General features: G+C 66.5%; 20 protein-coding genes. 13 read left to right on the plus strand and 7 right to left on the minus strand.

Annotated elements, in window-relative coordinates; genetic code table 11:
• Positions 1-49 precede the first annotated feature (49 nt).
• Positions 50-739: an OmpA family protein gene (locus tag VFG17_RS00835; protein ID WP_325027584.1), complete on the minus strand. Its 690-nt coding sequence runs from the start codon at positions 737-739 to the stop codon at positions 50-52.
• Between the two features lie 216 nt (positions 740-955).
• On the opposite strand from VFG17_RS00835, the gene VFG17_RS00840 reads away from it, so the two are divergent.
• Entirely contained in the window at positions 956-2,278 is a 1,323-nt protein-coding gene (locus VFG17_RS00840) for a hemolysin family protein (protein WP_325027585.1), read from the plus strand.
• Positions 2,279-2,675: 397 nt separating this feature from the next.
• On the opposite strand, the gene VFG17_RS00845 is transcribed toward VFG17_RS00840, so the two are convergent.
• Both VFG17_RS00845 and purD read right to left on the minus strand, forming a co-directional pair.
• Positions 2,676-3,473, minus strand: a complete 798-nt coding sequence (locus tag VFG17_RS00845; protein WP_325027586.1) for a hypothetical protein — start codon at positions 3,471-3,473, stop codon at positions 2,676-2,678.
• 81 nt (positions 3,474-3,554) lie between these two features.
• Positions 3,555-4,832: a phosphoribosylamine--glycine ligase gene (purD, locus tag VFG17_RS00850; RefSeq protein ID WP_325027587.1), complete on the minus strand. Its 1,278-nt coding sequence runs from the start codon at positions 4,830-4,832 to the stop codon at positions 3,555-3,557.
• Here purD and xseA point away from each other — a divergent pair.
• The 4 genes from xseA (at position 4,831) to VFG17_RS00870 (ending at position 10,818) form a co-directional block, all read left to right on the plus strand.
• On the plus strand, positions 4,831-6,255 hold the full coding sequence (xseA, locus tag VFG17_RS00855; RefSeq protein ID WP_325027588.1) for an exodeoxyribonuclease VII large subunit: 1,425 nt from the start codon (positions 4,831-4,833) through the stop codon (positions 6,253-6,255). The genes purD and xseA overlap by 2 nt on opposite strands.
• A gap of 103 nt (positions 6,256-6,358) precedes the next feature.
• Complete coding sequence (locus tag VFG17_RS00860) at positions 6,359-6,571, plus strand: DUF2093 domain-containing protein (RefSeq protein ID WP_136173049.1); 213 nt, start codon at positions 6,359-6,361, stop codon at positions 6,569-6,571.
• Positions 6,568-7,497 (plus strand): M23 family metallopeptidase, encoded by a 930-nt coding sequence (locus VFG17_RS00865; RefSeq protein ID WP_414712911.1) that lies wholly within the window; start codon positions 6,568-6,570, stop codon positions 7,495-7,497. The genes VFG17_RS00860 and VFG17_RS00865 overlap by 4 nt, the downstream gene beginning before the upstream one ends.
• A gap of 267 nt (positions 7,498-7,764) precedes the next feature.
• On the plus strand, positions 7,765-10,818 hold the full coding sequence (locus VFG17_RS00870; RefSeq protein WP_325027590.1) for a TonB-dependent receptor domain-containing protein: 3,054 nt from the start codon (positions 7,765-7,767) through the stop codon (positions 10,816-10,818).
• A gap of 255 nt (positions 10,819-11,073) precedes the next feature.
• Here VFG17_RS00870 and VFG17_RS00875 read toward each other — a convergent pair whose 3' ends face one another.
• Positions 11,074-12,099, minus strand: coding sequence for a hypothetical protein (locus tag VFG17_RS00875; protein WP_325027591.1), 1,026 nt, complete (start codon positions 12,097-12,099; stop codon positions 11,074-11,076).
• Positions 12,100-12,142: 43 nt separating this feature from the next.
• On the opposite strand from VFG17_RS00875, the gene VFG17_RS00880 reads away from it, so the two are divergent.
• From VFG17_RS00880 to VFG17_RS00895, 4 genes are all read left to right on the plus strand, one after another.
• Positions 12,143-13,327 carry an aspartyl/asparaginyl beta-hydroxylase domain-containing protein gene (locus VFG17_RS00880; protein ID WP_325027592.1) on the plus strand — a complete coding sequence of 395 codons (1,185 nt, stop codon included), beginning with the start codon at positions 12,143-12,145 and terminating at the stop codon, positions 13,325-13,327.
• 124 nt (positions 13,328-13,451) lie between these two features.
• Positions 13,452-13,781: a hypothetical protein gene (locus tag VFG17_RS00885; RefSeq protein ID WP_325027593.1), complete on the plus strand. Its 330-nt coding sequence runs from the start codon at positions 13,452-13,454 to the stop codon at positions 13,779-13,781.
• 28 nt (positions 13,782-13,809) lie between these two features.
• A complete protein-coding gene (locus VFG17_RS00890) occupies positions 13,810-14,169 on the plus strand; it encodes a hypothetical protein (RefSeq protein ID WP_325027594.1) in 360 nt (119 codons plus the stop codon).
• A 19-nt stretch (positions 14,170-14,188) separates the two neighbouring features.
• Positions 14,189-14,500, plus strand: a complete 312-nt coding sequence (locus tag VFG17_RS00895; protein ID WP_325027595.1) for a hypothetical protein — start codon at positions 14,189-14,191, stop codon at positions 14,498-14,500.
• Positions 14,501-14,526: 26 nt separating this feature from the next.
• On the opposite strand, the gene clpB is transcribed toward VFG17_RS00895, so the two are convergent.
• A complete protein-coding gene (clpB, locus tag VFG17_RS00900; protein WP_325027596.1) occupies positions 14,527-17,106 on the minus strand; it encodes an ATP-dependent chaperone ClpB in 2,580 nt (859 codons plus the stop codon).
• Positions 17,107-17,185: 79 nt separating this feature from the next.
• Complete coding sequence (locus tag VFG17_RS00905) at positions 17,186-18,754, minus strand: leucyl aminopeptidase (protein ID WP_325027597.1); 1,569 nt, start codon at positions 18,752-18,754, stop codon at positions 17,186-17,188.
• Between the two features lie 156 nt (positions 18,755-18,910).
• Here VFG17_RS00905 and VFG17_RS00910 point away from each other — a divergent pair, with 156 nt between their 5' ends.
• The 4 genes from VFG17_RS00910 (at position 18,911) to VFG17_RS00925 (ending at position 25,739) form a co-directional block, all read left to right on the plus strand.
• Entirely contained in the window at positions 18,911-21,067 is a 2,157-nt protein-coding gene (locus VFG17_RS00910; protein ID WP_325027598.1) for an acylase, read from the plus strand.
• A 97-nt stretch (positions 21,068-21,164) separates the two neighbouring features.
• A complete protein-coding gene (locus VFG17_RS00915) occupies positions 21,165-24,044 on the plus strand; it encodes a pitrilysin family protein (protein ID WP_325027599.1) in 2,880 nt (959 codons plus the stop codon).
• 26 nt (positions 24,045-24,070) lie between these two features.
• Positions 24,071-24,373 (plus strand): hypothetical protein, encoded by a 303-nt coding sequence (locus VFG17_RS00920; RefSeq protein ID WP_037553171.1) that lies wholly within the window; start codon positions 24,071-24,073, stop codon positions 24,371-24,373.
• A gap of 121 nt (positions 24,374-24,494) precedes the next feature.
• On the plus strand, positions 24,495-25,739 hold the full coding sequence (locus tag VFG17_RS00925; RefSeq protein ID WP_325027600.1) for a multidrug effflux MFS transporter: 1,245 nt from the start codon (positions 24,495-24,497) through the stop codon (positions 25,737-25,739).
• 114 nt (positions 25,740-25,853) lie between these two features.
• Here the strand turns inward: VFG17_RS00925 and VFG17_RS21590 are convergent, their stop codons facing one another.
• A complete protein-coding gene (locus VFG17_RS21590; RefSeq protein WP_414712912.1) occupies positions 25,854-26,117 on the minus strand; it encodes a DUF6980 family protein in 264 nt (87 codons plus the stop codon).
• Between the last annotated feature and the right edge of the window lie 56 nt (positions 26,118-26,173).

Here is a 26,173-nt window from a genome sequence, read left to right on the forward strand (position 1 = left end):
GGGCGCCGCCTTCCGGCGACGCCCTTTCATTCCACGGGAATGGAAACTCTTACCGCGCCGCGTTGACGTCGTTCTGGGTGACCGGCGCGATGCGGATCTCGACGCGGCGGTTGCACTGATAATCGGCCTCGCCGCGCTCGGGCGAGCATTTGAGCTGCGATTCGCCGTAGCCGAGCGTCGCCATGCGCGCGCGCTGGATGCCGCGGCCTGCGAGATAGTCGGCGACCGAGGCGGCGCGGCGTTCGGACAGGCCCTGGTTATAGCTGTCGCTGCCGGTCGAATCGGTGTGGCCATAGACGTCGATATAGGTGCTCGGATATTCGGCGAGCGTCGAGGCGACATTGTCGAGCGCGCTGCGGAACTGCGACTTCACCATCGCGCTGTTGAGGTCGAAGGTCACGTCGCCGGGCATGTTGAGCACGAGCTGGTCGCCCTGGCGTTCGACGTCGATGCCGGTGCCGGCGGTGCGTTCGCGCAGCTTCTTTTCCTGCTGATCCATATAATAGCCGACGCCTGCGCCCGCGACTGCGCCGATGCCCGCGCCGACGATTTCCTCGGTGCGGCTGTTGCGGCCGCCGATCAGGTCGCCGAGCAGATAGCCGCCGAGCGCGCCGCCGACGCCGCCGATCGCGGCCTTCGATATCTTGCGTTCGCCGGTCACCGGATCGGTGACGCAGCCCGTCAGCGCGATCGCGCCGATGCTGGTGAGAATGGTGAGCTTGATCGTCTTGCTGTTCATTTTTCGCTCCCTTTATCCGGCGGATACCCGATCTTCGGCATGCCGCGCCCGTGTGCCGATAACATATGGCCGGCGATCTGGTTCCCGAATAGGGCTGAACCGCGGCTGAGCGAGCCCGCGATCGTGCGCCATTGTGTAGTGTGCCGGCTTTCGCCTATAGGGAGGCATGACCGAAGCTGACAGGGGCCGGGCGCCGACGCGCCGTACGACCGCCCGATGACCCCTTTTCCCTGGTCGGATGTTGTGATCATCCTGGTCCTCATCCTCCTCAATGGCGTTTTCGCCATGTCCGAACTCGCGATCGTTTCCTCGCGCGACCCGCGCCTCCAGGCAGCCGAAAAGCGCGGCAGCCGGGGCGCGAAGATAGCGCGTCAACTCGCTTCCGACCCAGGCCGCTTTCTGTCGACGGTGCAGGTCGGCATTACCCTGATCGGCGTCCTGACCGGCGCCTATTCGGGCGCGAGCCTGGGCCAGCCCGTCGCCGAGCGGCTGCAGGCGGCATTCGGTCTCGAGCCGGAGACCGCCTTGTCGACGGCGTTCGCGCTCGTCATCGCGCTCACCACCTATGCGTCGCTGATCGCCGGCGAGCTGGTGCCCAAGCAGTTCGCGTTGCGCGCGCCCGAACGGATCGCGATCATCGTCGCGCCGATGATGTACTGGCTGTCGCGGATCGCGGCGCCGCTGGTGTGGCTGCTCGACAATAGTTCGGCGCTGGTGTTCCGCATCCTCGGCCTCAACCGCGAATCGGAGGACCGGGTGACCGCCGAGGAATTGCACCTGATCGTCGCCGAGGCGTCGAAATCGGGGGTGATCGAGGAAAGCGAACGCGCGATCATTTCGGGCGTCGTGCGGCTCGCCGACCGGCCGGTGCGCGAGGTGATGACGCCGCGCAAGGATGTCGACTGGGTCGATATCTCGCTCGACGCGCGCGGGGTGCGCGACAAATTGCTCGAAACGCCGCACAGCCGCCTGCCCGTCGCGCGCGGGTCGGTCGACGACATCGTCGGCGTCGTGCAGGCGCGCGACATCGCCGCGGCGCTGTTTCGGGGCGAGACGCTCGATCTCGAACAGCTGATGCGGCCGGCGAAAGTCATCCACGACCAGATCGACGCGATGGACGCGCTCGAGGCGCTGCGCGTCGCCGAAGTGCCGATGTTGCTCGTCCACGACGAATATGGCCATTTCGACGGGCTGGTGACGCCCGCCGACCTGCTTTCGGCGATCGCGGGCGAATTCGCGTCGGACCAGGATATCGGCAGCGAGCCCTTCGTCGTCGAGCGCGACGACGGCAGCCTGCTCATCGCGGGATCGATGCCCGCCGACCAGATGGCCGAGCGGCTCGGCATCGAACTCGGCGAAGACCGCGACTATGCGACCGCGGCGGGTCACGTCCTCGCGATTCTGAAACATCTGCCGACCGAGGGCGAAAAGTTCACCGACCGCGGCTGGCGCTTCGAAATCATCGACATGGACGGGCGCAAGATCGACAAATTGCTCGTCACCGAGGTTCGCAAGCCGAAGGATGATGGGGACGCGTAGCGCGCCGCGTCCGCGCAATTTACTTCCGAAGTTGTCAAACTTGTCATTCCCCTCGGGTAAAATGATACCCGTCGCCGGGTGAGCCCACCGTAATGACGCGCCGGCGGCCGACGCCGACGAGCAGGCGGGATGGGAGAGGAAGGGATGTCATCCGCCAGTTTGAAGCATGGCGGAGGAATGTAGGAAAGGATTTTTCGCGGGCGCGCTGAAGTCCGTTTCGGGGTGGGGAGCGGACGTTGCTACACCACCCTCGTCATCCCGGGCTCGACCCGGGACCCGCCTTTTCTTCCTGACGACGGCGAAAAGGCAAGGCAGGCCCCGGGTCAAGCCCGGGGTGACGGTAAAGGGAACGTCCGCTTCCGGCCGTTCCCTGCCATTCGGCCGGCGGCTCAGCCGATCAGAGTTCGCCCCCGAGCGCGCCATATTTGGCTTCGAACCCTGCCTTGTCGCCGCGCGCGAGATAGCCCGCTTGGTCGACGACATTGTCGCGCGCGATGCGGCCCTGGAAGGCGCCAAGCTGCGCGTCGACCCGCGCGATGTCGGCGTCGGTCCAGTCGGCGATCTGCTGGAAGCTGGTGACGCCGAGGCCGTTCAGCAGCACGACGAGCTTCGGGCCTACACCCTTCAGCAATTGCAGATTGTCGGCCTTCGCCGCCGACGGTGCCGGGGCGGGTTTGGCCGCGGGCGGGGGGGGAACAGTCGGTTCTTCGGGAATCGCGGCGGCGCCGGCCGCTGCCGGTTTGGCCGCCGCTTTTTTTGCCGCGGACTTGGTGGCCGTCTTCGTTGCCGGCTTCGCCGCCGGTTCCTTGGCCGCGGCTTTCTTCGCTGCGGGCTTTGCGGCCGTCTTGGGCTTGGCTGCGGCTTTGGGCGCCGGAGGGGTTGTTGCAGCGACCGGCTCGACGACGGGTGCCGGCTCCGGCGCAGGCGGGGGCGCTTCGGCGGCCGGCGCGGGCGCAGGCGGCGGAGCCGCGGGCGGGGCGGGTTGCGGCGCCCGCTCGACCGGTTTGAAGCGCGCAGGTTCGGCGGCGACGATCTCGGGCTTTGCCGGTTCGAGCGGTTTGGCGGGCTTCGCCGGCTCGACCGTCGGCGGCGCAATCTTGGCGGGCTTGGCGCGTCCGAACAGCCACCACAACAGGACGACGGCAACGACGAGGCCGACGACCGCGATAATCCAGTTTTCCTGAAGCCAGATCATGATCTTCTCCGCTTGTGAGTTTGGGTCAGCCTATGCGTGAGCGTCTCCTGCGTCCAGCCGCCCGCCACACAAGGTTGGGTTTTATTCCGCCTCGCGCGCGACTTCGCGCCAGCCGATGTCGCGGCGGCAGAAGCCGCTCGGGAAATCGAGCCTGTCGACCGCGGCATAGGCGTGCGCCTGCGCTTCGGTGACGCTCTTGCCTGTCGCGGTGACGTTGAGCACGCGCCCGCCCGTGGCGACGAGAGTGCGATCCTCGCGTGCCGTTCCGGCGTGGAAGACGCGCACGCCGCCCGCCTCGGCGTCGGCGATACCGCGGATCGCGCCGCCCTTTTCGGGCGTGCCCGGATAACCCTGCGCCGCCATGACGACGGTCAGCGCATAGTCGTGCGAAAAGGCCGGCGCTTCGGCTGTGGTGAGCGCCCCGGTCGCGGCGGCGTGGAGCAGCGCGGCGAAGTCGCCCTTGAAGCGCATCATCAGCACCTGGCATTCGGGATCGCCGAAGCGGCAATTATATTCGATCAGCTTCGGGCCTTCGGCGGTGAGCATCAGCCCCGCGAACAGCACGCCGACATAGGGCGTGCCCTCGGCTGCGAGCGTCGCGACCGTCGGCCGGATGATGCGGTCCATCACTTGGGCTTCGAGGTCGGCGGTGAGCACCGGGGCGGGGCTGTAGGCGCCCATGCCGCCGGTGTTCGGACCCGTGTCGCCGTCGCCGACGCGCTTGTGATCCTGCGCGCTGCCGAAGGCGATGACGTCCTTGCCGTCGGAGAGCGCGAAGAAACTCGCTTCCTCGCCGGTCATAAACTCCTCGATCACCACCTCGGCGCCCGCGCCGCCGAAGGCACCGTCGAACATGTCCTCGACTGCCGCCGCGGCCGCTTCGCGCGTTTCGGCGATGATCACGCCCTTGCCCGCGGCGAGGCCGTCGGCCTTGATCACGACGGGAATCGCAAAACCTTCTAGCACCGCATGCGCTTCCTCGGCGCTGGTGCAGCGGACATAGGCGGCGGTCGGGATCGACGCGCGCGCGCAAAGATCCTTGGTGAAGCCCTTCGAGCCTTCGAGCCGTGCCGCCGCGGCGCTCGGACCAAAGGCAGGAATGCCGATGTCGCGAAGCTGGTCGGCGAGGCCTGCGACAAGCGGCGCTTCGGGGCCGACGACGACGAAGTCGATCGCGTGCGCCTTCACGAAGGCGATCAGACCGTCGATGTCGTCGACCGAAATCGGCACGCATTCGGCGTAGAGTTCGATCCCCGGGTTGCCCGGCGCGGCATAGAGCTTGGCGCAGCTTGGCGATTGTGCCAACTGCCAGCTGAGCGCATGTTCGCGCCCCCCCGATCCGACCAGCAGGATATTCATGTCAGTCCCTTTTCCCGATACGGCGTCCGACGATGGCACCGAAGCGCGGCTGTTAGCCGAGGCTTCGCCCGGGGACAATGTTCCGCCGCTGTCGGTCAGCCAGTTATCGGCGGCGATCAAGCGGACGGTCGAGGACGGCTTCGCGCGCGTGCGCGTGAGGGGTGAATTGTCGGGCGCCAAGCGCGCGGCGTCGGGGCATTTCTATGCGGCGCTCAAGGACGACAATGCGCTGATCGACATGGTGATGTGGAAGGGGCAGGCGGGACGGCTCGCCTTCCGCCCCGAGGACGGGATCGAGGTGATCGCGACCGGCAAGCTCACCACCTATCCGGGGCGCTCCAAATATCAGCTCGTCGTCGATACGCTCGAGGTCGCGGGCGAAGGCGCATTGATGCTGCTCTTCGAGAAATTGAAGGCGCGGCTCGGCGCCGAGGGGCTGTTCGACCGCGAGCGCAAATATGACCGGCTGCCCTATCTGCCGCGCACCATCGGCGTCGTGACCTCGCCGACGGGGGCGGTGATCCGCGACATCCTGCATCGCCTCGCCGACCGCTGCCCGACGCACGTCATCGTCTGGCCGGTGCTGGTGCAGGGCGACGGCGCGGCGGCGCAGGTCGCGAATGCGATTCGCGGCTTCGATGCGATTGCGCCCGGCGGGCCGGTTCCGCGCCCCGATCTGGTGATTGTTGCGCGCGGCGGCGGGTCGATCGAGGATCTGTGGGCGTTCAACGAAGAGGTGGTCGTGCGCGCGATCGCCGACTGCCGCATCCCGACGATCAGCGCGGTGGGGCACGAGACCGACGTGACGCTCGCCGACTATGCCGCCGACTTCCGCGCGCCGACCCCGACCGCCGCCGCGGAGATGGCGGTGCCGGTGCGCGCCGAATTGCAGGCGCAGCTCGCGACGTGGAACGGCCGCGTCATCGGGGCGGCGAACCGGCATCAGCGGCTGGCGGGCGAGCGGCTGACTGCGCTCGCGCGCCACCTGCCGAAGCGCGAGGCGCTTTACGCGCCGCAGCGCCAGCGGCTCGACGATGCGGGCGAGCGGCTCGACCGCAGCCAGCGCCACCGGCTGACGATGATTTCGGAGCGGCTCGCGGCGCGCGGCGCGGCGCTGCGGCCCGCGCTGCTCGCGCGGCGCTGGGACCGTGACCGCGCGCTGCTCGAAGGGCTGGGGCGGCTGCTGACGTCGCTCGATCCGCGCGCGCTCCTGTCGCGCGGCTATGCGATGGTGCGCGACGGCGGCGGCGCGATCATCGCATCGGCCGGCAAGGCGAAGGATGCCGGGCATTTGCGGCTGCAGTTCGCCGACGGCGACGTGCCGGTGCAGGTCGCCGGTAGCGATGCGCCGCCGCCCGCGCCCAAGCCGCAGCGCAAAACGCCGCCCGCCGAGCCGAAGCGCGGGCAGGGCGAGCTCTTCTGAAGCCGCCCAAAGGACCCGGCCAAAGGATCGGGGTGGGGGGTGGCCGCATCGCGCGATGCTGTTATAACCGGGCCATGACCTGCCGCCTTATGGATAGAGAATCATGCTGATCGCCAGCCGCAACCGCCTTGCCCGCCTGCAATATGGACCGAACGGCTTTCGCGTCCTCGCGCCCGGCGACCATGTGCTGTGCGCGGTGACCGGCGCGCCGATCGGGCTCGACGAGCTGCGCTATTGGTCGGTCGCGCGGCAGGAACCCTATGCGAGCGCCGCGCTGTCGGTGCAGGCCGCACTGGATACCGCGCGTAAGGCATGAGGTCGACGGCGGCGGATCGGTTTCGACGCGGCGGGACCCTGGCGCTCGTCGCCTTGCTTGCCGGCTGCGTGCCGCCTGTCGATACGGGAAGGGCGCCGGTGCCCCATACGCCGGTTCGGCCCGATCCCGCGCCGCCGCCGGCTCCGCCGCGTCCGCCGGTGCGTGCCGATTTCGCGCTGCAGGGCATCGCCGAGCAGGGCGCTGTGATGGTCGGACGGGTGCCGGACGGGACGCGCAGCCTGACCTTCGATGGGCAGGCGATCCCGGTCGCCCCCGATGGGCGTTTCCTGATCGCCTTCGATCGCGACGCGGGGGCCAAGGCGCGGCTGGTCGCGACGCTCGCCGACGGGCGCGAGGCCGTCCGTCCGATAGCGGTTGCGCCCGGTAGCTGGCGGCTCGAGCATATCAACGCGCCTTATCGTGGCAGCGCGCGGAGCGACGCCGATTTCGAGCGCCGCCGTCCCGCCGAGCTGGCACAGATCGCGGCGGCGCGGAACAGGCAGATCGAATCCGACGGCTGGCGGCAGGCGTTCCGCTGGCCGGTGACGGGGCGATTGTCGGGCTTCTTCGGCTCGCAGCGCGTCTATCAGGGCAAGCCCGGCAGCTATCATAGCGGGACCGATGTCGCGGTTCCCGCGGGAACGCCCTTCGTGGCGCCCGCCGACGGTGTCGTCGTGCTCGCGGCGGACGCGCCCTTCACGCTCGAGGGCAATCTGTTGATCGTCGATCACGGCATGGGACTGTCGAGCGCCTTCCTCCACTGCCAGCGCCTCGACGTGAAGCTCGGCGACCGCGTCGTGCAGGGGCAGCGGCTCGGCACCGTCGGTCGGACCGGGCGCGCGACGGGGCCGCATATGCACTGGGGCCTCAAATGGCGCGACGCGCGCCTCGACCCCGGCAAGCTGGCGGGACCGATTGGCGGGTGAGCGCCATGGCCGCCACCTGCATTTCGTAACCAGTGAAACAAAATGTCGCGAATGACGCGATGCAGCATATTGTATTTCGTCGCTTTCCGAGTTTGTTGCAAATACGTCACAATGCGCCGCGAAACGGCCCTTTGCGGCGGGAATTAGCTTTACTCGACATGAACGAAGTTTCATCCCGCACGCTATCGGGGCATCTGCGCGTCGGCTTTGGCCTGTCGCGCTGGGGGTCCGGGTAATTTCAATCCACCAGTAGCAAGGGACTGCACTGTGAAGAAAACCCACTATTCCAAGCTGAAGCTGGGCGCTGCGCCGTTCGTGATGAGCGTCGCCCTGGTTTCGGCTCCTGCCTATGCGCAGGACGCAGCCGTAGAGGGCGCGGCGCCGGGCGAGGAAATCGTCGTCACCGGTACGCTGATCCGTAACCCCAACCTCGAACAGTCGACGCCGGTCAACGTCACGACCGCCGACACGATCGAGCTGAAGCAGTCGAACGTCGCCGAAGAAGTTCTACGCGAACTGCCCGGCGTGGTCGCCAACATCGGTTCGGCGGTCAACAACGGTAACGGCGGCGCGTCGTACGTCGACCTTCGCGGCCTCGGCTCGACCCGCAACATCGTCCTTCTGAACGGCAACCGCGTCGCTCCGTCGGACGTCAACGGCCGCGTCGACCTCAACAACATCCCGCTCGCGCTGATCGAGCGCGTCGACGCGCAGACCGGCGCGGCGGTGACCACCTATGGCGCGGACGCCATCACCGGCGTTATCAACTTCATCACCAAGCGCGATTTCGCCGGCCTTGAAGTTACCGCTTCGGAGCAGCTGACCGAACAGGGCGACGGCAACATCTTCCGCGTCGACGCCACGATCGGCGCCAACTTCGACGACGGCCGCGGTAACGCAGTGCTCAGCGTCGGTTATCAGCAGGCCGACGCCGTCTATCAGGGCGCGCGCCCCTTCTCGATCGATCAGGTCGACAGCTACACCGGCGGCACCGGCGGTTCGGGCACGGCGGTTCCGTCGCGCTTCTCGGGCACGCGTCCGATCGATCCGCTGACCGGTCTGCCGAGCACCGATCCGACGGTCGCGAACAATGGCGTGTTCCAGGTCGATCCGGCCACGGGCACGGCGGTTCCGACCTTCTCGACCTTTAACTTCAACCCGTTCAACATCTTCCAGACGCCGTTCGAACGCTTCAACATCTATGGCCAGGCCAATTACGAAGTCTCGGACGCGCTCGAAGTCTATACGCGCGGCATGTTCTCGAAGCAGACTGTGTCGACGATCATCGCTCCGTCGGGTTCGTTCGGGGGCTCGGTCGCGATCAACCTGAACAACCCGTTCCTGCCCGCCAACCTGCGTAACCAGTTCTGCGGTTTCAACACGACGCAGGCCGACGGCATCTATACGCCGCTCTTCTCGCAGGCCGAGTGCGACGCCGCGGCGACCGCGGTGGACGCGGATGATCCGAACTATCGCGAAGTCACGACCGCGCTGTCACGTCGTACCCCCGAAGTCGGGCCGCGTATCAGCGACTATCAGACGACCTTCTTCGACTATCGCGTCGGCGCCCGCGGCGGCATCACCGACACGCTCGAGTGGAGCGTCGAAGGTGCTTATGGCGAATCGGAAAATATCCAGACGATCCAGGGCTACACCCTGCAGTCGCGCTGGCGCGAAGCGGCGCTGTCGAACGACGGCGTGACCTGCTCGAGCGGCAACACCGATTGCGTTCCCGTCGACATGTTCGGCCCCGAAGGTTCGATCACGCCCGAAATGGCAGATTACCTTCAGGAAAACAGCACCTCGGTCAACCGCACCTCGCTGGCACAGGTTCGCGGCATCCTCTCGGGTGACCTCGGCTTCGCGTCGCCGCTGGCGGTGCAGCCGATCGGCTTCGCGCTCGGCGGCGAATATCGCAGCTACAAGGCGCAGCAGCAGTCGGATCTCCTTGCCAAGACGGCGGGTGAACTCGGCGGCGCCGGCGGTGCGGCTCCCGACATCGACGGCGCGTATGACGTGTATGAGGCTTATGCCGAAGTCGTCGCGCCGCTGATCGAGGACAAGCCTTTCTTCGAAAGCCTGACCCTCGAAGCGGGTGTCCGTTATTCGGATTACAGCATCCGTGGTGCCGGCGGATACGACACCTGGACCTGGAAGGCCGGCGGTAGCTGGGAACCGGGTGCGGGCGTCAAGTTCCGCGGTAACTACAGCCGCGCGGTCCGCGCGCCGAACATCGGCGAGCTGTTCACGCCGACTTCGACGGTGCTTACCAACCTTGGTATCGATCCGTGCGCGGGCGGTGCTCCGGTTGCCGACGCCAACCTGCGCGCCATCTGTATCGCGCAGGGCGCTCCCGCCGGGACGATCGGTGTCATCACCAATCCGACCGCGGCGCAGGCGAACATCACCGCTGGTGGTAACCTGAACCTGCAGCCCGAAAAGGCCGATACCTGGACGCTCGGCGTGGTGTTCCAGCCGGACTTCCTGCCGCGTTTCAACCTGTCGCTTGATTATTACAACATCAAGATCAACGACGTGTTGGGCACGCCGCTTCCGGGTGACATCATCGCGGCTTGCTTCGACAACATCACGGCGGCAAGCGCGAGCGACCCGGCCTGTACGTCGATCCGCCGCAACCCGCTCACCGGCGGCCTCGACGGCGATCCGGCGACCACTCCGGGTCTGTTCGGTCTGACCAACAACCTCGGCCGCCTGTACACGGATGGTTTCGACCTTCTGATGAACTACAGCACCGATGTTGGCTTCGCGAGCCTCGACTGGTCGTTCGTCGGCAACTGGACCCGCCACTCGAAGTTCAACGCCAATGTCGCCAGCGCGGATTCGCTTAACCGCGAATGCGTCGGCTACTACAGCGTGAACTGCTCGTTCACGGGTTCGATCCAGCCGGAGTTCCAGTTCTCGAACCGCTTCACGCTCGGCTTCGACACCGTCGACATCTCGCTGCTGTGGCGCTGGATCGATGGCGTTCAGTTCGAACCCCAGCAGCTGCAGGACGACCTCGACTTCGCGTTGGCCAATCCCGGCGATTGCGCCGATCCGACGGGCGCCGATCCCGACGGTTGCGTCGTCGATCCGGCGTTCCGCAAGGTCAAGGCGCAGAACTATTTCGACCTGACGGCGCGTTTCAACGTCAGCGAGAATCTGGTGTTCACGGCGACCGTGCAGAACCTGCTCGACAACAAGCCGCCGATCCTCGGCAACACGATCGGTTCGACCACCTACAACAGCGGCAACACCTTCCCGTCGACCTACGACGCGCTGGGCCGCCGTTACGCGGTGTCGGCGAAGCTGAAGTTCTAGTCGCTTCACGCTTCGGCAAGAATTGGGGGCGGACAGCGATGTCCGCCCCTTTTTCTATGCGGATGGCGAAGCCGGTTTGACGACCGTTTCGGGGTGGGAGCGGACGATCCCCCTTTCGTCATCCCGGACTTGATCCGGGATCCCGCTTTTTGACGCACTCATTTGCCTTCGACCGCAAGCGGGACCCCGGATCAAGTTCGGGGTGACGAGTATGGATGGGTCCGCTTTCGGTAGAAACTGGTCTTTCCGGGCGCGTCAGCGCACGGGCAACGCCCCAGGAAGCGTCAGCGGGATGTTCGCCTGCCCGGCAACGGTTTCGGCCCAGCCGACGACCTGCGAAATTTCTTCGCCATAGGCGGCCTCGGCGGTCGCGAGGTCGCGCTGCCGTTCCCCTTCGGCGAAGGCGGCGCCCGATTTGCTGTTGCGCGCCAGTGCGGGATGATCGGCGACCATCGAACGATCGCCCGCGAGGTCCAGATGGTCCATCGCCGCCGCGACCGCCGCGACGGGATCGCGCGTCAAAGTCTCGCTGTCGAGCGACGCGATTCGCGTGGGCGCCCAGTCGAGCAGCGCGGCGAACGCCTGTTGCTGGGCGAGCCAGCCGACCGCCGCGACCTGCAGGTCCGACTGACGGAAATAATCGCGCGGCTCGAAACCGAGCCCGACGAAGCCGTCGGCGAGATAGGATTCGAGCAATTCACGGCACCACAGACGGCACCACATGCCCTTGCGCGCGACCGACAGCAAAAAGGCGCGGAGCGGCGCGTAGAGCAGGATCGCGCGTGCCTGCGGCCGCAGCATCAGCGCCCCACGCGCGAGCGGATTGAAGATGTTCGACGGCTTGACGATCATCGCCTCGCCGCGCTCGAAGCCGCGCCCCAGCATCGCGAGCGCGCCGTCCATCACCCGGCCGTGATCGCGCGGCGCCGCACCGCGACGGCGCCAGCCGACCAAGTCGTTGAGCAGCACGGGTTCGGAGAGGCTGGCTGCGACGCCCGGCTGGTCGAGGGCGTGGGTCAGCATCGTCGAGGCGCAATAGGCCGAATGAAAGATGAAATGGAGCGGCGCGGGTGCGGCGCCCATCGCGCCGAGGCAGTCGCTGCGGCGCAATATCACCGGCGCCGCCTCTTCGCCCAGATGCGCGTCGATGAGGAACGGAACCGCGGAGCGCGTTTGCCGTCCAACCCGGCGAAAGTGGAAGGCGTCGTGTCCCGGATCATATCGATGTGCGAGCCATTCGGCGTCGTCGACAATGGCGGACACGGAGGGCGCTGCGGTCATCAATCGACCTTGCCGATTGGTCCTGTCGATGGCAAGCATGGGCATGACCAGCACATCTCCACCGCTAACGGCGGTTGAAGCGAACCGGCTCGGCATCGCAGCCCTGCAAGCCGGCGACAATGAAGCGGCCGCGCGCCATTTCGGCGCAGCAACCGAGGCCGATCCGCATTCGGGCGCATTGCAGCGCAACCTCGCCTCCGCATGGCGCGCGCTGGACGATGACGTGCGCGAGCTAGAGGCGCTCGACGCCGCGCTCGCGATCGATCGCCGCGACCTGATGGCATGGATCCGCAAGGGCGAACGGCACGAAGCGCGCGGCGAAATGGGCGCGGCGCTCGCTGCATGGAGCGCGGCGATCGCGCTCGGTGCGCAGCTCGATCCGGTTCCGCCGCCGCTTGCGCCGTTCCTCGCGCATGGCCGGGACTTCGTGACGGCGGCCACCGATACGATGTTCACGGCGGCGTCAGGCGCGTTCGAGGACATGCGCGGCGACCTGTCGGAAATGGAAGCGCGGCGCGGCGAGGCTTTCATCGCGAGCGCGCTCGGCCGGCGCCGCATCTATCAAAATGAATGCGCGGGGGTCCGTTATCCCTTCCTGCCCGCCGACGAATTCTTCGACCGCAGCCATTTTCCCTGGCTCGCCGAAATCGAGGCGCAGACCCCTGCGATCCGCACCGAATTGCAGGCGCTGCTCGACGATCCGGGCGAGGCGCTGCGGCCCTATGTGCGGATGGAGGCGGGGACGCCCGAAACGATCTGGTCGGGTCTCGACAACCGGCTCGATTGGGGCGCCTGTTTCCTGTGGGAATATGGCGAGCCGAACCAGCCGGTGCTCGACCGCTGCCCCGCGACCGCCGCCGCGCTCGCGGCCGTCCCGGGCGTGCATATTCCCGGCCGCGCGCCGAGTGCCTTCTTCTCGATGCTGAAACCGCACACGCGCATCCCGCCGCACACCGGGGTCACCAACACGCGCGCGATCGTGCATCTGCCGCTGATCGTCCCTTCGGGTTGTGGCTTTCGGGTGGGGGGAGAGACGCGCGAATGGAAGGAAGGCACCGCCTTCGCCTTCGACGACACGATCGAGCATGAAGCGTGGAACGACAGCGACGAGCTGCGCGCGGTGCTGATTTTCGACGTCTGGAACCCGCATATGACCGCCGGCGAACGCGAGCTGCTGCTGCGCTATTTCGCGTCGGCCGACACGTCGGGCTACGCCGTGCCGCGCTAGTGCGACGGGGGGGGCCGTGGCTTCGCGTTTTCCCGCAGAAATTCAGCTTTGCGAAAGCCTCGGGGGCACATAAGATGCGGGGCATGAGGCTGCGGGCGATGCCCGCGGTAGGAGGACTACTAGCATGAACCGGATTTTGCCTGCTTTCATGGCCGTCACGCTGCTCGCCACGCCGGCTTTCGCCGCCGAGAGCGCGGCGCCCGCCGATCACGCGCCGCCGCCCAAGGCGCCGTCGGCGATGACCCCGACCGAGATCAAGGCGCATAACGAGGGGCTGGCGCAGACCCACCCCTATTATATCAAATGCCGCAAGACGCTCGAAATCGGCTCTCTCGTGAAGAAAAATCGCGTTTGCTACACCAACGAAAAGTGGAAGCAAGTGATCGCCCAAGGCAACCAGAACGCGCGCGACACCGCCGAAGCAATGGTGGGCAAGGGGTTGAACCAGAACTGATCGTTCACTCACGCTTTCTGGGGGAAAGATGCGGACGACCATCACCAGCATCGCACTCATCGCCAGTCTGGCCGCGGGTCCGGGAGGCGCGCAAGAAAGCGAGCCTCGCCTCGCCCGGGCGCCGTCGGACATGTCGGGTGCGGAAATCGACGCCTATAACGAAGGGCGGATAGCGAGCGACCCCGACTATATCCGCTGCCGACGGATCGAGCAGATCGGCTCGCTCGTCAAGAAGCTGCGGGTCTGCAACACCAATTCCGAATGGAAGCGGATCGTCGACAAGGGCAATCAGGACGCCCGCGATTCGATGGAAACGCTCGCGCGCGGGTGGAGCGTTTCGCAGGAACCGCAGGATCAGTTGGTGCGGATGCCGAACCGGCCGCAATGAACCGAAGGAGATCTCGTCGATGCTGCAGATCGTGACCGCACTGGCGCTTGCCGCCGCCCCTGCGACGGCCGAAACCGAAAACCGCCGCGCGCTCGACAAGGCGCCGTCGGCGATGACCAATGCCGAGATCAAGGCGTATAACGAAGGGCTGGCGATGACCCATCCCGACTATATCAAATGCCGCAAGATCGACGAGATCGGCTCGTGGGTCAAAAAGGCGCGCGTTTGCCGGACCAACGAGCAATGGAAACAGTCGTGGGCGCAGGGCAACCAGAACGCGCGCGACACCGCCGAAGCGATGACGCGCGCACCCGTCAATCACGCCAACTGACCGCAGCGGGCGCGGGCTGATGCGGCTCAGACCGGCGTCAGCTTCAGCGCGCCGTCGCCCTCGTCGACCTTGATGGTGGATCCGTCCTTGACCTCGCCCTTCAGGATCAGGTCGGCGAGCGGGTCCTGCAGATATTTCTGCACCGCGCGCTTGAGCGGCCGCGCGCCATAGACCGGATCATAGCCGACGCGGCCGAGCCACGCGCGCGCGGCATCGGTGAGGTCGAGCGTCACCTTGCGGTCGGCGAGCAATTTCTGGACGCGCGCCACCTGGATGTCGACGATGCCGCCCATATGCTGCTGCGCGAGGCGGTTGAAGAGCACGATCTCGTCGAGCCGGTTCAGGAATTCGGGCCGGAAATGCGCGCGCACGACCTCCATCACCGCGGGCTCGGCCTGCTCGACCGGCGCGTCGTCGGGGAGCGCGGCGATCGCCTGGCTGCCGAGGTTCGAGGTCAGGATGATCAGCGTGTTGGTGAAATCGACCGTGCGGCCCTGCCCGTCGGTGAGGCGGCCGTCGTCGAGCACTTGCAAGAGGATGTTGAAGACGTCGGGATGGGCTTTCTCGACCTCGTCGAACAGCACGACCTGATAGGGGCGGCGGCGCACCGCTTCGGTCAGCGTGCCGCCCTCCTCATAGCCGACATAGCCCGGCGGCGCGCCGACGAGGCGCGCGACGCTGTGCTTTTCCATGAATTCGGACATGTCGATGCGCACCATCGCATTGTCGTCGTCGAACAGGAAACGTGCGAGCGCCTTGGTGAGCTCGGTCTTGCCGACTCCCGTGGGGCCGAGGAAGAGGAACGAGCCCAAGGGCCGGTTGGGGTCCTGCAGCCCGGCGCGCGCGCGGCGTACCGCGGTCGAGACGGCGCGCACCGCCTCGTCCTGGCCGATCACGCGCTGGCCCAGCGTGTCCTCCATGCCGAGCAATTTCTCGCGTTCGCCTTCCATCATCCGGTCGACGGGGATGCCGGTCCATTTGCTCACGACCGCGGCGATGTCGTCGGCGGTGACTTCCTCGCGCAGCATCGCATTGCCCGCGGCGGCCTGTGCTTCCTCGAGCCTCTTTTCGAGGCCGGGGATGGTGCCGTAGCTGAGCTCGCCCGCCTTGGCGAGGTCGCCGGCGCGCTGCGCCTGATCGAGCGCCGAGCGCGCGGCGTCGAGCTCCTCCTTGATCTTCGCCTCGGCGTGAATCTTGTCCTTCTCGGCCTGCCACTTCTGCGTGAGTTCGGCCGACTGCTGTTCGAGATTGGCGAGTTCGGACTGGAGCGTGGCGAGCCGGTCCTTCGACGCGGCGTCGCTTTCCTTGCCGAGCGCGGCCTCCTCGATCTTCATCTGGATGATGCGGCGGTCGAGGCTCTCGATCGCCTCGGGCTTCGATTCGACCTCCATGCGGATGCGGCTCGCCGCCTCGTCCATCAGGTCGATCGCCTTGTCGGGCAGGAAGCGGTCGGAGATATAGCGGTTCGATAGCGTCGCCGCGGCGACGATCGCAGCGTCGGTGATTCGCACGCCATGGTGCAACTCATATTTCTCCTTGATCCCGCGCAGGATCGAGATCGAATCCTCGACCGTCGGCTCGCCGACAAAGACGGGCTGGAAGCGCCGCTGGAGCGCGGGGTCCTTTTCGACATGCTTGCGATATTCGTCGAGCGTCGTTGCGCCGATGCAATGGAGTTCGCCGCGTGCGAGCGCGGGCTTCAAGAGGTTCGACGCGTCCATCGCGCCCTCGCCCTTGCCCGCGCCGACGAGCGTGTGCATCTCGTCGATGAACAGGATGATCTCGCCCTCGGCGGCCTTCACATCGTCGAGCACGCCCTTGAGCCGCTCCTCGAACTCGCCGCGATATTTCGCACCCGCGATCAGCGCGCCCATGTCGAGCGACAGCAGGCGGCGGTCTTTCAGACTGTCGGGCACATCGCCGTTGACGATGCGCAGCGCGAGCCCTTCGGCGATCGCGGTCTTGCCGACGCCGGGCTCGCCGATCAGCACCGGGTTGTTCTTGGTGCGGCGCGCGAGAATCTGCACCGTGCGGCGGATTTCCTCGTCGCGGCCGATAACCGGATCGAGCTTGCCCTCGCGCGCGACCTCGGTGAGGTCGCGGGCGAATTTCTGAAGCGCGTCGTAGCGGTCCTCGGCCGAGGCACTGTCGGCGGTGCGCCCGCCGGTCAGCTTGGCGATCGCGGCATTGAGCGCTTCGGGCTTCACGCCCGCATCGGCCAAAGCCTTGCCGACAGGCGTGCTCGGAGCGAGCACCATCGCGAGCAGGATGTTCTGGACGGCGACGAATTCGCTGCCGGCCTTTGCCGCGACCTGTTCGGCCTGATCGAGCAGGCGCACGGCGTCATTGTCGAGGCCCGGCGTCGCCTGCGCGCCCGATCCCGACACGGCGGGGAGCTTGGCGAGCAGTGCGTCGATGCCGGCCACCGCGCGCGCGGTGTCGCCGCCGCTGTTCGCGATCAGCCCCGCGGCCATGCCCTGATTGTCTTCGAGCAGCGCCTTGGCGATATGCTCGGGCGCGATCCGCTGATGGTTCATGCGGATCGCGATCGTCTGCGCCGCCTGCAAAAAGCCCTTGGCGCGGTCGGTAAATTTTTCGAGGTTCATTCAGAAAGCCCCTTTCTCGCCGGGCAAGATAGTGTTGCACTTGTGCAACACAAGGGGCGTTGCGAGGTTCCGCAAGACTCTATTCGCTGCCCCGCGCGAGTTGGTCGAGCAGGCGAACGCCAAAGCCGGTCATCCCCTTGGGAACGAGCGGCGTCGCTTTGTCGGCCTGGTTCACCCCGGCGATATCGAGATGCGCCCAAGGAGTCGCCTCGTCGACGAAGAAGCCGATAGCGTGCGCGCCGAGGCTGGCGCCCGGCCCCTGGCTCGGCGCGATGTTGCGGATGTCGGCGATGTCGGATTTGAGCTTCTCGGCGTAATTTTTGTGGAGCGGCATCCGCCACAGTTCCTCGCCGCTCGCGGCGCCGGCGGCGAGCAAGGCGTCGGCGAGCTTTTCGTCGCGCGCGAAGAGGCCTGCATATTGGTCATCGAGCGCGCCAACGATCGACCCCGTGAGCGTCGCGATGTTGACGATCGCGCGCGGCTTGTAGGTCGCAGCGACATATTCATTGGCATCGGCAAGGACGAGACGGCCTTCGGCGTCGGCGTTGAGCATCTCGATCGTCTTGCCCGACATGGTGCGCGTGACGTCGCCGGGGCGCTGGGCATTGCCGTCGGGCATATTTTCGGCCAGCGCGGCAACCGCGACGATATGGACCGGCGCGCGCGATTTCGCGAGCGACAGCGCCGCGCCGACGACTGAGGCGGCGCCCGACATGTCACCCTTCATGTTCCACATGCCGTTTCCGGGCTTCAAAGAAATGCCGCCCGAATCGAAGGTGATGCCCTTGCCGACGAAAGCGATCGGCGCGTCGGATGCGCCCGCGCCGCGATAGCGGACCGCGAGCAGGCGCGATCCGCGCGGGCTGCCCTGTCCGACGCCGACGAGCGTTCCCATGCCGAGCTTGCGCATCGCCGCTTCGTCGAGCACCTCGATGCTGACGCCCGGCGCTCCGGCAAAGGCTTGGCGGACGCGCGCGACGAAGCTTTCGGGATAGATGATGTTCGCGGGCTCGTTCGCGAGGTCGCGCGACAGGCGCACGCCGTCGGCGAGCGGCTTCCAGCGGTTGGCGAAGGCGGTTTCGGCGCCGGCGGGGTTGACGCCGACGAACGTCACCGCGCCCGTCGGCGGTGTCTTTTTGTCGACCGTTTTGTACCGGTCAAAGCGATATTGGCCGAGCGCGAAACCATAGGCGACGTTGGCCGCGCTTGTGTCGCCGAAAGCGCCCGCGATGGTCACCGGATGGCCTTCGCTCCTGAGTTCCTGCGCCGCCTTGCCGCCCGCTTCTGCGAGCGCGAGCGACGAGGGCGTGGCGCCCGCGCCGACAAGCAGGATGCGCGGGTGCGCGCCAATGCCGCGCAGCGACAGCGTCGATCCGGCCTTGCCGTCGAAGCCCGCCGCGGTGGTCGCTGCGGCGACTGCCTGACGCTCGGCCGCGCCCAGCGCCACGCCGTCGAGCGGCGGCAGCGTGGCGTCGGTCATTATGACGATGAGCGCGGCACCTGCGGGTGCGGTCGCGGCAAAGCCGATCGCGCGCTCGGCGCTGTTCGCGGCGGTCGCCGGGACGACGCCCGATCCGGTGACAGTCTGCGCCATCGCGGCGGGTGCGGGCGCCAGCGTCAGGCAGGCGGAAAGGAGCAGGCTCTTCATGCGCATCGTTCGAAATTCCCCGTTGTTCAAAGACCTGCATCCTGCATAGCGGCGCTCGGCCCACCCGCAAATCCGCCTCGACGAACGACAGCCGCTTGCCATCGGACGACATGGCGGTCACAGATGCGCCCGGACCGGCGACGAAGAGGACCCACAATGCTACGACGGATTTTACTGGGCTTTCTGGCTCTGGTCGTCGTTGCCGCCGTATCGCTCGCTTTCTGGGAGCCGCTGACCGCCGAAGCGCCGCCGGCGCCGGCCTTCAAGCCGACCGAGGTCCGCATCGCGCGCGACAATTTCGGTGTGCCGCATATCTTCGGAAAGACCGACGCCGACGTCGCCTATGGCGTCGCCTATGCGCATGCCGAGGATGATTTTTCGACGCTCCAGGAAGTGCTCGCAATGACGCGCGGGCGTGCCGGCGCGATGCTCGGCGAGGATGGGGCGAAGGTCGACTATGCCGCGGCGCTGCTCGATGTCCGCGCGACGACGCGGCGCGACTGGCCGCGGCTGCCCGAGGACGTGAAAAAGCTGTTCACGGCTTATGCCGCGGGGCTCAACCGTTATGCCGACAAGCATCCGGGCGAGGTGCGGCTGGCGGGGCTGTTCCCGGTCACCGGCGAGGATGTCGTCGCGGGCTTCGTGCTGCGCTCGCCCTTTTTCTTCGGGCTCGATTCGGTGCTCGGTTCGCTCACCGAAGGCACCGAGATCGGGCGCGAGGGCGGTCCCGCGCTCGACAAGTCGGGCAAGCTCGTCCCGCGCGAGCTGACGCCGGTCGGCACCGACCCGGCCGACAATGGCTCCAATGCGATGGCGGTTGCCCCGGCGCGATCGACCGACGGCGCGACGCGACTCGTCTCCAACTCGCACCAGCCATGGACCGGCGGCGTTGCCTGGTACGAACTGGTCGTCCATTCGGAAGAGGGCTGGGATTTCGCGGGGGCGAACTTCCCCGGCTCGCCCTATCCCTTCCTCGGCCACAATAAATATCTCGGCTGGACCAACACGGTGAACCGGCCCGACCTGATCGACGTTTACAAGCTGGTGCTCGACGACAGCGGCAAGAATTACCGCTTCGACGGCGCGTGGCGGCCGCTCGAGGAAAAGCGCATCTGGCTGAAGGTCCGCTTCGGGCCGTTCGTGCTGCCGGTGCCGCGCACCATCTGGCGTTCGGTCCACGGGCCGGTCGTGAAGAATGAAAAGGGCGCCTTCGCGATCCGCTACGCCGGGATCGATCAGGCGAATATGGTCACCCAATATTACCGGCTCAACAAGGCGAAGAGTTTCGCCGAATGGCGCGCGGCGATGGCGGGGCAGGGCGTGCCTGCGACCAATTTCATCTATGCCGATGCAAAGGGCAATATCGGGCTTTTCTACAACGCCATGTTCCCCGACCGCCCCGCGGGTTTCAACTGGCGCGGGGTGCTGCCCGGCGACACATCGGCGGACCTCTGGACGAAGACGCTGCCGTTCGACCGCGTGCCCGCGCTCGTCAATCCGCGCTCGGGCTATGTGATGAACGCGAACAACACGCCGTGGGTCGCGGCGGGGCCGGGCGACGAACTCGACGCGGCCGCCTTTTCGCCGCTGCTCGGGATCGAGGACGATATGACCAACCGCGCGGTGCGGTTGATCGCGCTGTTCGAAGCGTCGGGGCAGATCGACGAAGCGCGGCTGAAAGCGATCAAATATGACACCGCTTATGCGAAAACCGGCTATGCGAAGGCGTGGATGGACCGGCTGCTCGCGCTCGACACCGAGGGCGATCCGGCGCTCGCCGAAGCGCAGCGGCTGCTGCGCAAATGGGACTGGAATCTCGACGGCCGGGGCAAGGGCGACGCGCTCGCACTGATGGTGCTGCGCCCGGCGAACGGCCGCCATTATCAGCGCCGCGCCGCGCCCGACCCGCGCACGGTGCTGAAGGAGACGGTCGCGCATCTGCAGGAGCATTTCAACGGGCTCGATCCGAAGCTCGGCACGGTGCTGCGCCTCCGCCACGGCGAAGGCGCGAACCGCGTCGACCTGCCGCTCGACGGCGGCAACGACACGGTGCGTGCCTCGACCCTGTGGGACGAGGAGCCCGACGGGCGGCTGAAGGTGCGCCACGGCGATAGCTTCATCATGTTCGTGACGTGGGACCGGAACGGCCGCGTGCGCTCCGAATCGATCCAGCCGTTCGGTGCGGCGACGACGCGCCCCGACAGCCCGCATTACAATGATCAGGCGCCGCTGTTCGTCGCGCACAAGCTCAAGCCCGTGCTGTTCGACCCCGCGGCGCTGAAGGCGAGCGGGGCGCGTTTCTATCGGCCTTGAAAGCCCCCGACCACTGTCCTAAACCATTGATACAGTGCCGTCCGGCACCCGATTTTGAGCAGGCGTTCGCCTGCGCGCCTTGATCTAGGGGATTTTCATGGCTCGTTTCCATCGTTTCGCTGTCGCCCTTGCGCTGTCGACCTCGCTCGTCGCCGCCGCTCCGGCCCTTGCCAAAACCGCGGCGCCCGCGCCGACCGCCGACCTCGTCAAGGCGGTCGATATTCCGTACGAAGCCTTCACGCTCGACAATGGCCTGCGCGTGATCGTGCACGAGGATCGCAAGGCGCCGGTGGTCGCGGTGTCGGTGTGGTACCGCGTCGGGTCGAAGCACGAGCCCGCGGGCAAGACGGGCTTTGCCCATCTGTTCGAGCATCTGATGTTCAACGGCTCCGAAAACGCCCCCAATGATTTCTTCGAGCCGCTGCGCCAGGTCGGCGCGACCGATTTCAACGGCACGACCTTCCTCGACCGCACCAATTATTTCGAGACGGTGCCGACCGGCGCGCTCGACCTCGCGCTGTTCCTCGAAAGCGACCGCATGGGGCATCTGCTCGGCGCGGTGACGCAGGAAAAGCTCGATAACCAGCGCGGTGTCGTCCAGAATGAAAAAAGGCAGGGCGACAACAATCCCTATGGCCTGCTCCGCTATGAGATTTTCGAGAATCTCTTTCCCAAGGGGCACCCCTATCATCACAGCACGATCGGTTCGATGGCCGACCTCGACGCGGCGAGCCTCGATGATGTGAAGAAATGGTTCGCCGACAATTACGGTCCGAACAATGCGGTGCTCGTCCTCGCGGGTGACATCGACGTGCCGACGGCCCGCGCGAAAGTGGGCGAATGGTTCGGCGACATCCCGCGCGGTCCCGAGATCACGGCGCCCGCGACATCGCTGCCGACGCTGCCCGCTCCGCTGGCGAAGGAGGTCAAGGACCTGATCCCGACGACGCGCATCTATCGCATGTGGACGATGCCGGGGCTGAACGATGCCGAATCGGTGCCGCTGCAGATGGCGATGTCGGTGCTCGGCGGGCTGTCCTCGTCGCGGCTCGACAATGCCCTCGTGCGCAAGGACCCCATCGCGGTCAGCGTCTCGGCGGGCGCCTCGCCGTTCGAGGATGCGGGGATCGTGCTGGTCCAGGCCGACGTCAAGCAAGGCGTCGACCCCGCGCATGTCGCCAAGCGGCTCGACGAGGAAATCGCGGCCTTCCTCGCGAGCGGGCCGACCGCCGACGAGTTGCAGCGTGCGACCGCCAGCTATCTCGGCGGCGCGATCTCGCAGCTCGAATCGGTCGGCGGTTTCGGCGGCAAGGCGGTGACGCTCGCCGAGGGCGCGCTCTATTCGAACGATCCCGCTTATTATAAAGTCGAGCTCGAGCGTCTCGCCAAGGCGACGCCCGAACAGGTGCGCGACGCGGCGCGCAAATGGTTGTCGCGCCCGGCCTTCTCGCTGACCTACACCCCCGGCGAGCGCACCGAAGGCGGCGAGAACCGCGGCGGCGCCGTCGTCGCGGCGAAGGGCGCGCCGGCGGTCCAGCCCGACCATTACTGGAATCCGGCGCTCGGCGATGTCGGTCCCGACAGCGGGATCGGCGCGGCGACCTCGATCGCCGACCGCTCGCAATTTCCGAGCGTCACGGGCCTGAAGGCGCTCGAATTTCCCGAGATCGAGCGCGCCAAGCTCAAGAACGGGATCGAGGTGGTGTTCGCGCGCCGCACGACGGTGCCGACGGTCAATGTCCAGGTCAGCTTCGACGCCGGCTATGCCGCCGACCCGCGCAGCGCGCTCGGCACCCAGTCGCTGATGCTCAGCCTGATGGACGAGGGCACGACGAGCCTCGATTCGATCGCCTTCGCCGAAGCGAAGGAGCGGCTCGGCGCGCAGACCTATGGCTATGCCGACGCCGACGAAACCGCGCTCGGGCTGTTCGCGCTCAAGCCGAATTTGCGCGCGTCGCTCGCACTGCTCGCCGACTATGTGCGCAACCCGGCCTTCGATGCGAAGGAACTGGAACGCGTGCGTGCGCAGCAGCTCAACCGGCTGAAGGCCGAACTCAACGAGCCGCGCGCGATCGCCAGCCGCGTGCTGATGCCCGCGCTCTACGGCGCCGAGCATCCCTATGGCATTCCGCCCTCGGGCCTCGGCAATGCCGAAGCGGTCACCGCAGCGACGCGCGACCAGCTCGCGGCCTTTCATTCGGCGTGGATCCGCCCCGACAATGCGCGGATCTTCGTCGTCGGCGACACGACGCTCGCCGAAGTGAAGAAGGAGCTCGACACGGCGTTCGGCGACTGGAAAGCGCCGGCAACGCCGAAGCCGACGAAGCATTTCGAGGTCGCGGTTCCGAAGCCGCAGCCGCGCATCCTGCTCGTCGACCGGCCCAAATCGCCGCAATCGGTGATCCTCGCGGGCAAGGTGCTCGACGCCAAGGGCGGCGACGGGCTGGAAGTGCTGCGCGCGGCGAACGACATCTTCGGCGGCAATTTCCTGTCGCGCTTCAACATGAACCTGCGCGAGACGAAGGGCTGGTCCTATGGCGTGCGCACGCAGGTGTCGGGCGAAAAGAACCGCGTCAGCTGGATCGCTTCGGCGCCGGTGCAGGCCGACCGCACCGGCGATTCGATCAAGGAACTGCAAAGCGACCTCAAGGCCTTCCTCGGCGAGAAGGGCGTGACCAAAGAGGAATTGCAGCGCACCGTGAACGGCAGCGTCCGCGAACTGCCCGGCAGTTTCGAAACGTCGAGCGACGTGCTCGGCGGGCTGCGCGCGATCGAGAAGTTCGATCGTCCCGACGATTATTACGAAAAACTGCCCGCGACCTATGAGGCGATGACGCCGGAAGCACTGGATGCGGCAGCACGCAAGGCGCTGAGCACCGACGATCTCGTCTTTGTCGTCGTCGGCGATGCCGCGGTGGTGAAACCGCAGCTTGACGGATTGGGTCTGCCCGTGGAAACGGTGTCTCCCGCTAACTAACATCAGTTTCAGTAAGGAGAGCGCAGATGTCCCAAGTCGATGGCAGCTATGATTGCGTCACCAAGTCGCCGATGGGCGATCAGAAGTCGGTTTTCACCGTCGCCAGCAACGGCGACAGCTTCACCGGCCAGAATGCCGGCGCGATGGGGTCGCTCGATGTCGAAAATGGCAAGGTCGACGGCAACAAGCTGAGCTGGACCATGAACATGAAGGTGCCGATGCCGATGACGCTCGAATGCGAAGCGACGATCGACGGCGACGCGCTGACCGGCACGATCAAGGCCGGCGCGTTCGGTTCGATGGCGATGACGGGCACGCGTCAGGGCTGACCCGCCAGCGCGAAACAAGCGAAGGGCCGTCCGGACCGGGCGGCCCTTTTGCTTTGCATAGCAATGCCCTTTCACCTTGGGGGCTATCCAAAGCGGCGGCTTGGGCGCATAGGCTGCTGCCATGCACAAGCCGGCCCAATCCCCCCAACGGAGCCTGCCGGGCGACCGTGAAATGGTGGTCATGATGGCGATGGTCATGGCGCTCAACGCGCTCGCCATCGATTCGATGCTGCCCGCGCTGCCCGCGATCGGCGAGGCGCTGGGCGTCACCGTCGCCAACGACCGCCAGCATGTCATCTCGATCTATCTGCTCGGAATCGGTTTCGGGTCGCTGCTTTACGGGCCGCTTTCGGACCGCTTCGGGCGCAAGGGCGTGCTCGTCCCGGCGCTTTTCGCCTATCTGGCGCTGTCGATCGGCTGCGGGCTCGCGACGAGTTTCGCAATGCTGCTCGCGCTGCGCTTCGTCCACGGGCTGGTCAGCGCCGCGCTCGGCGTGATCGTCGTCGCGGTGATCCGCGACCTGTTTTCGGGCGACGCGATGGCGAAGCGGCTGTCCTTGATCTTCCTCGTCTTCATGATCGTGCCGATCATCGCCCCGACGATCGGCGCGGGCATCGCCGCGGTGGCGGGCTGGCGCGCGATCTTCATCGTGCTTGCGGTGATGTCGATCGTGATGCTGCTCTGGCTCCGCCGCCTGCCCGAGACGCTCGATCCCGCCGATGTGCGGCCGCTCGACCTCAAGACGATGGTCGCGGGCTGGGCGACGGTGACGCGGCACCGCCGCGCTGCGGGCTATATGATCGCGTCGGGCATGATGCAGGGCGCGCTCTACGGCTATCTCAACAGCAGCGAGCAGATCATCGCCGAAGTGTTCGGCGCGCGGGCGATGTTCCCGCTGATCTTCGCTATCGTGGCGGTGGGCATCGCGATCGCCAATTTCTCGAACGCCGCGATCGTCGAACGCTTCGGGGCGCGGCGCGTGTCGCAGTCGGCGGTCTTCGCCTTCATGGCGACTTCGATCCTGCAGATCGTCGCGGCGCTTAGCGGCGCCGAGACCTTGTGGATGTTCACCGCGCTGATGATGGTCAACGTCGGCCTCGTCGGCTTCATCGGCAGCAATTTCGGTTCGATCGCGATGGAGGATTTCGGCCATATGGCGGGCGTCGCCTCCTCCTATCAGAGCTTCGCCAAGACGCTGCTCGCGGCGACCGTCGGCGCGACGATCGGGCAGCAATATGACGGCACGACGCTGCCGCTCGCTTATGCTTTCCTGATCAGCGCCGTGGTCGGCCTCGCACTCGTCTTCTGGGCCGAGCGCGGCAAGCTGTTCACCCGCCCGGGAACCGCGCCGCGCACGCCCTTCTGACGCGGCGGGCGGCTGCCGCGATAACGGCCGCTTTGGGGTGGGGGAGCAGACGTTTCCATAATCGTCGTCCCCGCAAAAGCGAGGGCGACGGCGGCTTCCGGTCGGGTTGCTGCCTCAGTCAAGACCATTCGGGAGCTTCGTATTGCACCATGGGCAATATGAGATTGTGATTGTCGAACTTCCTCCGTCATGAATGATTAGCCCGTAGCGATCCGGATCGGTAGAATAGTGGAGGAGGCAATCGGGGCAATCAAAGCGGTCTTCATGCGCGTCGCAGCTATTCTCGACATTCGAGCGCATCATTTCACAACAGTGTTGAGCCATGCAGCCAACTCCCGCATTCGCCGACCTCCGCAATCGGTCGATCGCTGCCATCATCTTATCGGATAAGCCAAAAAGAAAGGGGGCCGAAGCCCCCTTTCCCTTTGTCGGTC

It is taken from the genome of Sphingopyxis sp., from assembly GCF_035686825.1.
Lineage (GTDB): Bacteria > Pseudomonadota > Alphaproteobacteria > Sphingomonadales > Sphingomonadaceae > Sphingopyxis.